The following is an 11,420-nucleotide window of genomic DNA, read 5'->3' on the forward strand; positions in this document are numbered from 1 at the left end:
CGATGCCGACGCGCAGCGGCGACACGATTTACGACCAGCGCGGCACACCGCTGACGCTGGGGCGGCTGCTCAAAAGCGGTGGCGCCGGCAGCGTGTTCCTGCTGAAGGAGCGGCCACAGGAAGTGGCCAAGCTGTACCACTCCAGCAAGGATGCGCCGGTGTACGAGCGCAAGCTGCGCGCGATGCTGGAGCTGCAGCCGGAATTGCCGGCGGTGGAAGAGAACGGTCAGCGGCTGGTGCAGATCGCCTGGCCGGTGAGCCTGCTGCGCGACCGCGCGCGGCAGTTCATCGGGTTCACCATGCCGATTCTGGATGTGTCGGCCACCAGCGACCTGGAGCATGTGCTGCAGGAACGCCAGGCGCGTGCGGAAGGCCTGCCGACCGGGCTCGGCGCGAAGATGACCCTGGCCGCCAATCTGGCGGCGATGCTGGCCACGCTGCACCGTCGCCAGCACTATGTCGTGGACCTCAAGCCACTCAACGTGCGGTTCTACCGCGATGCGCTGTACATCGCGATGCTCGATTGCGATGGCTTCAGCATCCAGGGCAAGGGTGAGCGCTTTCCGGCGGGGCAGGTCACGCCGGACTACCTGGCGGCCGAGTTCCAGCAGCGGGGCGTGAGCGCCGGTGCCGAAGAGGCGCAGGACCGCTTTGCGCTGGCGGTGATGGTGTTCCAGCTGCTCAACTCGGGGTTGCACCCCTATGCGGGGCGGCCGAAGGGGGCGGCGCTGCCCAGCGACCTGCCAGGGCGGATCGCCGCGAACCTGTACCCGTACGGGCGCAAGGCGCATGCGCAGATGCTGCCGTCGCCGGTAAGCGGCCATGAGGCGTTTCCGGCGGCGTTGCGCGAGATGTTCGACCGCGCGTTCTCGACCCAGGCGCGCCGCCGGCCGTCGGCACAGGAATGGGCCACGCTGCTGCTGGACTACGCGCGGCGCACTGCAGGGCACCTGGTGGAATGCAGCCAGGATGCCGCGCATCAGCACTTCGCCGGCATGCCCTGTGCGGCCTGCGCGCGCGCGGGGCTGCTGGCCGGCACTGCGCGCGCGGCCAAGGCGCAGTCGCGGCGCAAGGCCGGCAGCGGCGGCAAGCGGCGGCAACCGGCCCGGCGCCCGGCGGGCAACGCCCCTGCGGCCCACGGGGCCACGGCCGCCGCCCGGGTTCCGGCGGGACAGGCGGGCCAGGCTGCCACTGCCAGCACGCTGCCCGGCATCGGCACGCGGGCGACGATGGCGGTGATCGGCACCCTGCTGCTGGGCTGGGTGATGGGGTGGGGCATGCCGGCGTTCCGGCGCTACGCGGACCTGGCGGTGCCGTCGATGTCCGACGGCCTGCCGCTGGGGATGCATCTGGTGATGCTGGGCGTTGCGATTCTGGCCTTCGTTCTGTTCGTGCCGGTGCTGATCCTGAGCAGGCGGCCATGAAGGTCATCGCGATCCTGATCATCGCGGTGGTGGTGTTCATCGGGCTGTCGCCCTTCTGGGGCTGGTCTGGCGCGCTGGTGTACGGGGCCATCGCATGGCTTGGGCACCTGCTGGCCACCGGCCCGCTGGGCGACGGCCGCGCGGCGTTCCGCACGGCGGTGCTGCTGGGCGGCACGGTGTCGGTGCTGTCGTTCCTGCGCGTGGCGTGGCAGGACCGGTCGTTGAGCTATCTGCTTGCCGGCGGTGGCCTGGGCTTCGTGTTCTTCCTGATCTTCTTTGCCGCGGGCCTGTCGCCGGAACGGGCTGCCCGCAACGCGGCGGCGGTCGAACGGGCCGAGGACGCGCCGGAACAGCACGGCGACGTGCCGCGTTGGTACTCGCGCGCCCAGTTCGAACGCGAGATGGTGGCCAAGGTCCAGGAAACCGCACGCGCCGCGGCGCGCGGTGATCGCCACGGTGCCGATGCGCTGCTTGAGGAGCTGCACCTGTGGTCGCGCAACCCGCCCCGGGTGGCGGAGGATGCGGCCGCCTACGAGCGCCTGCGGGAGGCGTACAACGAAACCGTGGATGCGCTGCGCAAGGCGAACCCCGGCCCGCGGGAGGCGCGCGGGACACGCATGCCGGACCCGGCCACGGCCGAGCAGATCCGCACGCTGGAAGCACGGCAGGTGGTACTGCTGGAGCAGATGTGGGAACAGTCTGCGTCGAGCATCACTGTGGCGCTGCGGTTGATGACACTCGATCTCAGGACGCTGGCGGTAACGCAGTGGTTGGGCCGCGACGCCACGGCTGATGCCGAGTCCGATGCCGCGATGGAGCGACGGCTGTGGCGTGTCCAGGCGCTGCAGGAGGTGCTGTTTGCCTATGCGCCGATGGACCGGCGGCTGTGGGAGGCCTATGCGGCAACGGTGGTGGACAAGGACGAGGAGCTGTCGCTGGGCGCGTTGGTGATCGCGGGCAGGCTCGAAGGGCGCGACCGCAAAGTGGGCGCTGACACCGGCGCGTTCGATGTGAACGCGCTGGTGCTGGGCAGCGATGTGTTGACCCTGTCCACGATCGCCGGGAGCGGATCGGCGACGCGGCGTGACATTCTGGAGGCGCGCGCGGCGCTGCTCGTCGGAAAGCCTGTCGATGATCCAGCGTCGGCCGGGCAGGGGCGGGATGCGGCGCCGGGCGACGAGCGGGTGATGGAAGTCCCTGCGCAACGCACGCCGCGCCACGATGTGCAGGCCGAGCGCGCGATGCCGCCGGCCGGGTTGTTGATCGAGCGCGCGGGACTGGCGCTGCGGCCGCCGCCGGAACCGCCGGCGCCGGTGCCGCGCCGCGATCGCGGCGAGGTGCAGGTCGATCTGGCGGCGGCCGGGTTCAAGGTGACGCCACCGGGCATCCCGTTGCGCCCGCCGGGTATCGTCACGGACACGCGTGCGGTGCTGGTGCTCGATGTCTGGGAGAACGGGCAGGTGACGTCGGTACTGATTGAGACCGGCAGCGGCAACCCGGACCTCGACCAGGCGGCCCGATATGGCGCGCGCGGCTGGCGAAGCGCCACCAAGGTGCCCAAGGGCGGCGAGCGCAGGCGCGTCGAGGTGGTGTTCAAGGCGCCTGTCACCGTGCAGGCGCCGCCTCCTGCGGAGGATGTCGCGCCGTTCCCGGTCGGTACCACGCCGCCGCCGCCGCAGTTGAATCCGGCGCAGTCGCTCGGGGCGCAGTTGTCGGCGCAGGCGCGCCGCCATCCGCCGCGTTATCCCACGATGCAGGGCGGCGAAAGGCCCGATGGACGGGTCGTGGTGATGCTCAGGATGTCCGCCGGCGGGCGGGTGCTGGACGCGCGCGTGGCCGAGAGCAGCGGCCACCCCGAGCTCGACCGCGCTGCCTTGCAGGCCGCGCGCGGCTGGCATGTGACCCCGACGCGGGCGGTGACGGACGTGGACGAGATCACGCTGCGCATCCCGGTGACCTTCAGCGCAGGCATGTGAGCGGCCCGGGCACCGGCTTCCGCGCTATCGTGGCAGGGCACACCCTTGTCGAGCACCCGATGAAGATCGCCGTTTTCAGCGCCCGTCCCTACGACCGTCAGTCCCTGGATGCCGCCAATGCGCGTGACGGCGGGGACGCTGCCTTCGCGTTTCTGTATTTCGACGCTGCCCTGGATGTGCACACGGTGGCGCTGGCGCAGGACTGCGAGGCGGTCTGCGTGTTCGTCAACGATCGCCTGGATGCGCCGGTGCTGGAGGCCTTGCATGCCCAGGGCGTGCGCGCGGTGCTCCTGCGCTGCGCGGGATTCAACACGGTCGACCTGGCCGCCGTGCAGCGGCTGGGGTTGTTCGTGGCGCGCGTGCCGGCGTATTCCCCCGAGGCGGTGGCCGAGCACACGCTGGCGCTGGTCATGACCCTCAATCGCCAGACGCACCGCGCCTACAACCGTGTGCGCGACGGCAACTTCATGCTTGATGGCCTGCTTGGCCGCACGTTGCACGGCAAAACGGTCGGCATCGTCGGCACGGGGCAGATCGGGCTGGCCACCGCGAGAATTTTCCACGGCATGGGGTGCACGGTGCTGGGCCACGACCCGTGGCCATCGGCGGCGTTCGAGGCGCTCGGCGAATCCGTTGCGCTGGAGGCGCTGCTGGCGCGTTCGGACATCGTCTCGCTGCATTGTCCGCTGACGCCGCAGACCCACCACCTGATCGACGCTGCCGCGCTGGCGGTGATGAAGCCCGGCGCGATGCTGGTCAATACCTCGCGCGGCGGGCTGGTCGATACCCATGCGGTGATCGGTGCGCTGAAGTCGCGCCATCTCGCTCACCTGGCCATCGACGTGTACGAGCAGGAGAGTGCGCTGTTCTTCCAGGACCGCTCCGGCGAGATCATCGACGACGAGGTATTCCAGCGCCTGATGACCTTCCCGAATGTTCTGGTCACGGGCCATCAGGGCTTCTTCACCGCCGAGGCGCTGCAGGAGATCGCGGAGATCACCCTGCGCAATCTGGAACACTACGCGGCCGGCACGCCGTGCCCCAACCGGATCGCCGCCGCCGGTTGAGGGGGACCGGCGCGCCCCGTCTCAGCGACGCTTGCAGCCGGCCAGATGGATGATGCCCAGGCTGAGGTCGCCGGCCCGTACCGATTGGCATTCGAAGATCACGTGCTGGCCCGGCAGGAGCTTGGCGGCGGCAAGCGCCGCGCGTACGCGATGGTGCGTTGATAGCATGGACGGCCTTCTGCCGGATTCGATGGACACGGATGTTCGCCCATGATCACCCCTGATTCAGTGCGGCCGAAGCCACCTTCAACGCGCCCGCTGGTGGCCTGCGTCGACACGATCAAGCCGCGCGGCTTCGGTTTTGCCCAGGCGCTGGGCAGCAGCGAGAGCATCTTCCTCAACGAAGGGCGGGTGCGCGAGCTGGGCGGGCCGGATGCCGGGCTGCCGGGCATGCTGGTGACACTGACGGTTGCTGCCGATGCGCAGGGACGGCTGGCCGCAGCGAAGGCCGCACCGCTGCGGCTGGACGACGCCGATGCGGCGTCGCTGTTGTGGGCGGCGTGTGGTGGCGTGGCCGCTGATCTGGCGTGCGGAACCTTGCCGGCGGTGCCGCCGCTGCTGGTGATGGCGATGGCGCCGGCCGGGATCGCACGTCCCGCCGCACTTCGGGCGCTGGCGGCGCCCGGCGCGGATCTGCCGGCCCGCCTGGAGGCATTCTGGGCGGCGAGGCCGAACTGGCGGCCGGCGCTGCTGGCGCTGTTCGGGGAGTTGCAGGAGGGGCGCGCCTGGCCGGTGGGGTGGGCGGTGCGGGACGTCGAGCAGGCCACGGAGAACGCTGCGGCGTGGGCGCGGCTCTGCGCGGCGCTGGAGGCGCGGCCGCGCGATTGGCCGGCCGGATTCGACGCCTGGCCGCACTGGGACCATGCCGATGCGGCGAGCATCCAGCGGGTGGGGCTGCTGCGGATCAGCAACAGCCGTGTGGCCGGTCAGCAGTTTGCGGCCGCCGTTGTCGAACAGCGGCGTCGTACCGTGATGGACGCGGCGAGGCTCTTCGAGGCGTTGACGCCGGACGACCATGCGCTGGCTGGCCTGTGGTGCCGCCGTTCGGATGGCAACGACCCGTTCCCGGCGGAAGTGGCGCAGATGCTCACCGCGCGGGCGGCCGAGAAGGCGGCGGCGGCCTACCTGAACGGGCTGGGGTTGGCGGTGGCGGACGTGGCCATCGAGCAGTTGGCGGGCAGCACCGATGCCTGGCGGGTCATGGACCTGAACGTGGATGGCATGCATGGGGTGGACGTGAAGAACATCCGCCGCAGCAAATACGGTCGCCTGCAGAGCAGCCGCTGGAAGGTGAAGCGCTTCAAGCGCGACGCGAGCGGTGCGCCCGTGCTGTTGTGCGGCGTGAGCAGCCCCCATACGAAGCTGCAGTACGGGGCGCTTTCCTGTCAGGACTTCGGTGACTCCGTTCGAATTCTCGGGGTGACCAGTGCCGGCGAGTTCGCCGGCCTGCGCCGCGCCTTCAGTCACGCCGGCGGCATCACGGTGCGTACCGGAGAGCGCCTGCTGGAGCTGCCAGCCTGGGCGTGGGACTACCCCATAGCCCATTACCGCCAACGTGACGCGGCGCTGTTGCAGTTGCGCGAGGTGGTGGCGGGGCTGCCGTCCACACGCCTGGCCGAGCGCTGGCGTCGCGGCCTGCCGGCCGTGCTGCTCGCGCTGTGGGGTGCGGCGCCGCCGCGTCCCGACCACACGCCGGCGCAGCAGCGCCTTCTGCAGCGGTTGGCGATGGCCTGGGCGGGGCGCCAGCAGGTGCCGCGGTTGGCGTGGTGGGCCCTGTTCGTGCTGCAGACATGGGCCCAGGAGCGGGCGGCGGGCCATCGCTTCGACCAGGACGCGCTGCTGCCGTTGTTCGACAATCCGCTGCTGCGTTTCCACCTCGGCCCGAACCAGGCCGTCGGCACGTCGCCCGGCCCGGCGCTCGGCATCGACGACCCGGCGGAGATGCTGCCCATGCTGCTGCGCGCGCTTGGCCGCCTGGATGCCGCCCTGCCGCCGCCGCAGCAGCTGGCCTTGTCCAACCTGACGGTGCTGTTCAATGGCGTGCTGGTGGGCACGTTCCCCGACGGCCGGCGCCGGACGCTGCTGGCCCATTGCGGCGGGCGGCTTCCGGATCTCATGATCGACTGCGGCCACCGCCCCCTGGTGTACGGCGAGCAGGTATCGTGCGCCTGTGGCCGGTTGATCTGCCCGAAGTGTGGGACCTGCACCGATACGCGTTATGCCGTGTGCGAGGCCCAGCAGCAGCGTGATGAAGCGCGCCGGCCCCCGGCGGTGGAGCAGGGCGCGGCTGCCCCGACGCCGTTCTGGCAGGGACGGTAGTCGGCCCGTTCATGTCTATACATGGCGCCGGAACTGTGCCGATCCGGGCGCCCTGCGCGCGGTGCGACAACGTGTCGCAGCCCAAAACAGGGCTTTCCTGCGCTTGATCATTGTCAATGCCTTTCTTAAATGGTGCGTGACGGCCTAAAATTAGAGGGCTGACAAGAACGTCCCTGTGCCCGTCCCCCTGGACCGGCACAACCGGCTTTGGCCGGGGTGGGGCGGGCCTGACCTGCATTCCCTACGCAATTGGATCGACCGATGATTCCGTTGAAACCCCTTGGACGCTTTTTGCGTCCGGGCCTGCTGTTTGCGTTGTCCGTGTTCCTCACGGGCTGCAACTCGGCCATCCTCAACCCCAAGGGCCAGATCGGCCACGATGAAAAGACACTGCTGATCACGGCTACCGTGCTGATGCTGCTGGTCGTCGTGCCGGTCATCATCATGACCCTGACCTTCGCGTGGAAGTACCGTGCGTCCAACACCAAGGCCCGTTACGAGCCGAAGTGGTCGCACTCCACCGCGATCGAAGTGGTGGTGTGGTCGATTCCGTGCATGATCGTGCTGGTGCTGGCGGTGCTGACCTGGCGTTCCTCGCACGCGCTGGATCCGTACCGTCCTCTTGTTTCCGACAAGAAGCCGGTGGTGATCGAGGCCATTTCGCTGGACTGGAAGTGGCTGTTCATCTACCCGGAAGAGAAGATCGCCACGGTCAACGAGATCACGTTCCCGGTCGATACCCCGCTGAACTTCAAGATCACGTCCGATTCGGTGATGAATGCGTTCTTCATCCCGCATCTGGGCAGCATGATCTACTCGATGACGGCGATGGAGACCAAACTCCATCTGATCGCCAACGAGACCGGTGAATTCCCGGGCATGTCCTCGCACTACAGCGGCGCGGGCTTCAGCAAGATGCATTTCAGTGCCCACTCGGTGACCGACGCGCAGTACCAGGCGTGGCTGACCAAGGTGCGTGCCGAGAGTGGCAGCCTGGACAAGGCGGCCTTCAACGCGCTGGGCGCCGAGAAGAACCACGACTGGCACCCGGTGACCTACTACGGCACCGTCGAGGCTGGCCTGTTCGACTGGGTGATCGCCAAGCACATGGGCGACAACCAGCACTACGGCATGAAGCACGACCACAAGGCCATGAAGCATGACGGTGCCGAGGGCGAAAGCCACGAAGGCCACGCCATGCCGGGTATGGCCGACGGTCATGACGCTGCCGGCGCCGCCGACGCGCACGCCGGCCACGCGGCCGGTGCCGCCGACGCGCATGCCGAACACACTGCAGACGAGCACGCCGCCGCCGATCACACCGGCCACGGCGGCTCGGGAGAATGAGCATGAATCTGTTGGGTAAACTGACCTTTGCCGACATCCCGCACGATCCGATCATCATCACCACGCTGATCGGCGCGGGTATCGGTGGCCTGCTGGTGCTGGCCCTGATCACCAAGTTCAAGCTGTGGGGCTATCTCTGGAAAGAGTGGTTCACCTCGGTTGACCACAAGAAGATCGGCGTGATGTACCTCATCGTCGCCTTCGTCATGCTGCTGCGCGGCTTTGCCGACGCGATCATGATGCGTGTCCAGCAGGCGATGGCCGCCGGCGGGGCCGAGGGCGTGCTGCCTCCGCATCACTACGACCAGATCTTCACCGCCCACGGCGTGATCATGATCTTCTTCGTGGCGATGCCGCTGATCACCGGCCTGATGAACGTCGTCGTGCCGCTGCAGATCGGCGCGCGCGACGTCGCCTTCCCGTTCGTCAACTCGCTCAGCTTCTGGCTGTTCGTGGCGGGCGCGGGCCTGGTGATGATTTCGCTGGGCGTGGGTGAATTCGCGCAGACCGGCTGGCTGGCCTTCCCGCCGTTGTCGGGCAAGGAATACAGTCCAGGGGTAGGTGTCGATTACTACATCTGGGGCCTGCAGGTGGCTGGCCTGGGTACAACGCTGAGCGGTATCAACTTCTTCATTACCATCCTGAAGATGCGCACCCCGGGCATGAAGCTGATGCAGATGCCGGTGTTCACCTGGACCGCGCTGGTCACCAACGTGCTGATCATCGCCGCCTTCCCGGTGCTGACCATCACCCTGGTGCTGCTGACCCTGGACCGCTACCTGGGCACGCACTTCTTCACCAATGACGGTGGCGGCAACGCCATGCTGTACATCAACCTGATCTGGATCTGGGGTCACCCGGAAGTCTATATCCTGGTTCTGCCGGCATTCGGTGTGTTCTCCGAAGTCATCGCCACGTTCTCGCGCAAGGCGCTGTTCGGCTACAAGGGCATGGTCTACGCCACGGCCTGCATCGGCGTGCTGTCGTTCATCGTCTGGCTGCACCACTTCTTCACGATGGGTTCGGGTGCCAACGTCAATGCCTTCTTCGGCATCACGACGATGATCATCTCCATTCCCACCGGCGTGAAAATCTTCAACTGGCTGTTCACCATGTTCCGCGGTCGCGTGCAGTTCACGACCCCGGTGCTGTGGACCATCGGCTTCATGGTCACCTTCACCATCGGCGGCATGACCGGCGTGATGCTGGCGATCCCGGCCATCGACTTCGTGCTGCACAACAGCCTGTTCCTGATCGCCCACTTCCACAACGTCATCATCGGCGGCGTGGTGTTCGGCATGTTCGCCGGCATCACCTACTGGTGGCCGAAGATGTTCGGCTTCCGTCTCAACGAAACCTGGGGCAAGCGCGCGTTCTGGTGCTGGTTCATCGGCTTCTATGTGGCGTTCATGCCGCTGTACATCCTGGGCTTCATGGGCATGACCCGCCGCATGCAGAGCTACCCGAACATGGAGTACCAGCCGCTGCTGATCATCGCCATGTTCGGTGCCTTCATCATCGGTGCCGGCATCCTGTGCCAGGTCATCCAGATCGCCGTGTCGATCCGCGACCGCAAGAAGACCGCCGACCTGACCGGCGACCCGTGGGACGCCCGTACGCTGGAGTGGGAAACGTCTTCGCCGCCGTCGTTCTACAACTTCGGCTCGCTGCCGCGCGTCAACGAACTGGACGAGTTCTGGGAGCGCAAGCAGCGTGGTGAGGCGTGGGAACGCCCGGCCAAGTACACCGACATCCACATGCCGCGCAACACCGGCACCGGTGTGGTGATCGGCGCCTTCAGCCTGGTGTTCGGCTTTGCGATGATCTGGCACATCTGGTGGCTGGCCATCGTGGGCATGATCGGCATGATCGGCACCTTCATCTGGCGCACCTTCGACAAGGACGTGGACTACTACGTGCCGGCCGCCGAAGTGGAGCGGATCGAAAATGAGCACCGTCGCCACCTGGTGGCGCAGGGCCTGGTGAAATCGGAGCTGAAGGCATGAGCAGCACTATCCCCAACACCATGAACCACGGGCACGCCGCGCATGCGGCGGCCCACGGTCATGATGACCACGAGCACCACGACACCGGCGGCAACACCGTCTTCGGTTTCTGGGTGTACCTGATGAGCGACTGCCTCATCTTCGCCACGCTGTTTGCCACCTACATCGTGCTGTCCGGCGGTACCAACGGTGGCCCGGGTCCGAAGGACCTGTTCGAACTGTCGTTCGTCGCGTGGGAAACCACGCTGCTGCTGGTGTCCTCGCTGACCTTCGGCCTGGGCATGATCGCCATGCACAAGCACAAGATCGGCCAGATGTACCTGTGGCTGGCCATCACCTGGCTGCTGGGCTTCGGCTTCATGGTCATGGAAGTGTGGGAGTTCAACCACCTGATCCACCAGGGCTACGGTCCGGACCACAGTGCGTTCCTGTCGGCGTTCTTCGCGCTGGTCGGCACCCACGGTCTGCACGTGAGCGCGGGCCTGCTGTGGCTGCTGATCATGTTCATCCAGATCAAGCAGAACGGCCTGACCCCGACCAACAAGACCCGCATGGCGTGCCTGAGCCTGTTCTGGCACTTCCTGGATCTGATCTGGATCGGCGTGTTCTCCGTCGTCTATCTGAATGGAGCGCTGTAATGTCCGCACATGACAATCACGCACACGACCACGGCCACAGCGCCGCTGGCGAGAGCCACGGCAGCGTCAAGTCGTACCTGATCGGTTTCCTGCTGGCAGCAGTGCTGACCATCATCCCGTTCTGGGCGGTCATGCACGGCGACCTGCCGCGTCTGACCACGGGCATCATCATCGTGATCGCCGCGGTGCTGCAGATCCTGGTGCACCTGGTGTTCTTCCTGCACCTTGACCGCTCCTCCGAACAGCGCTGGAACGTCAGCGCGGCGGCCTTCACCGTCGTGGTGATCGGCATCATCGTCGCCGGTTCGCTGTGGGTCATGCACAACATGAACGTGCATATGATGCATTGAGGTCGTCGGACCTTGGCATGCAGAAAGGCCGCCTTCGGGCGGCCTTTTTGTTTGTGGGGTGTGGGGCGGTGCCGGTGCCGGGGCGAAGGGCAGCCGACCAACGGTCGGCTCTACCCGGGTGTCCCATGCGCCGAGGGAGACCGGTGCGTGCGGTCGCCACGATCCGGTAGGTGCGGACCGTTGGCCGGCACGGTGCGGCAGGTGCCGACCGCTTGTCGGCGCAATACGGTAGTGCCGACCGCTGGTCGGCACGATGCGCTAGGCGCCGACGGTTGGCCGCCACGGTGCGGTAG

General features: G+C 67.4%; 9 protein-coding genes. 8 read left to right on the top strand and 1 reads right to left on the bottom strand.

Annotated features, from left to right (window positions below; all coding sequences use genetic code 11):
• Positions 1-2 precede the first annotated feature (2 nt).
• The 3 genes from ACLB90_RS15655 to ACLB90_RS15665 are packed head-to-tail and all read left to right on the top strand — an operon-like array spanning position 3 to position 4,467.
• On the top strand, positions 3-1,424 hold the full coding sequence (locus ACLB90_RS15655) for a hypothetical protein (protein WP_411850328.1): 1,422 nt from the start codon (positions 3-5) through the stop codon (positions 1,422-1,424).
• A complete protein-coding gene (locus ACLB90_RS15660; RefSeq protein ID WP_411850329.1) occupies positions 1,421-3,400 on the top strand; it encodes a TonB family protein in 1,980 nt (659 codons plus the stop codon). The genes ACLB90_RS15655 and ACLB90_RS15660 overlap by 4 nt, the downstream gene beginning before the upstream one ends.
• Before the next feature lie 59 nt (positions 3,401-3,459).
• Positions 3,460-4,467 (top strand): 2-hydroxyacid dehydrogenase, encoded by a 1,008-nt coding sequence (locus ACLB90_RS15665; protein WP_411850330.1) that lies wholly within the window; start codon positions 3,460-3,462, stop codon positions 4,465-4,467.
• A gap of 21 nt (positions 4,468-4,488) precedes the next feature.
• Here the strand turns inward: ACLB90_RS15665 and ACLB90_RS15670 are convergent, their stop codons facing one another.
• A complete protein-coding gene (locus ACLB90_RS15670; protein ID WP_411850331.1) occupies positions 4,489-4,635 on the bottom strand; it encodes a hypothetical protein in 147 nt (48 codons plus the stop codon).
• Between the two features lie 42 nt (positions 4,636-4,677).
• Here ACLB90_RS15670 and ACLB90_RS15675 point away from each other — a divergent pair, with 42 nt between their 5' ends.
• From ACLB90_RS15675 to cyoD, 5 genes are all read left to right on the top strand, one after another.
• A complete protein-coding gene (locus ACLB90_RS15675) occupies positions 4,678-6,786 on the top strand; it encodes a hypothetical protein (RefSeq protein ID WP_411850332.1) in 2,109 nt (702 codons plus the stop codon).
• Positions 6,787-7,047: 261 nt separating this feature from the next.
• Positions 7,048-8,133, top strand: a complete 1,086-nt coding sequence (gene cyoA / locus ACLB90_RS15680) for a ubiquinol oxidase subunit II (protein WP_411850333.1) — start codon at positions 7,048-7,050, stop codon at positions 8,131-8,133.
• Between the two features lie 8 nt (positions 8,134-8,141).
• Positions 8,142-10,139 carry a cytochrome o ubiquinol oxidase subunit I gene (cyoB, locus tag ACLB90_RS15685; RefSeq protein WP_411852773.1) on the top strand — a complete coding sequence of 666 codons (1,998 nt, stop codon included), beginning with the start codon at positions 8,142-8,144 and terminating at the stop codon, positions 10,137-10,139.
• Positions 10,136-10,777: a cytochrome o ubiquinol oxidase subunit III gene (gene cyoC / locus ACLB90_RS15690; protein ID WP_411850334.1), complete on the top strand. Its 642-nt coding sequence runs from the start codon at positions 10,136-10,138 to the stop codon at positions 10,775-10,777. The genes cyoB and cyoC overlap by 4 nt, the downstream gene beginning before the upstream one ends.
• Positions 10,777-11,127: a cytochrome o ubiquinol oxidase subunit IV gene (gene cyoD / locus ACLB90_RS15695; protein ID WP_411850335.1), complete on the top strand. Its 351-nt coding sequence runs from the start codon at positions 10,777-10,779 to the stop codon at positions 11,125-11,127. The genes cyoC and cyoD overlap by 1 nt, the downstream gene beginning before the upstream one ends.
• Positions 11,128-11,420: the final 293 nt, after the last annotated feature.

The organism is Stenotrophomonas sp. LGBM10 (genome assembly GCF_046736075.1).
Classification (GTDB): domain Bacteria; phylum Pseudomonadota; class Gammaproteobacteria; order Xanthomonadales; family Xanthomonadaceae; genus Stenotrophomonas.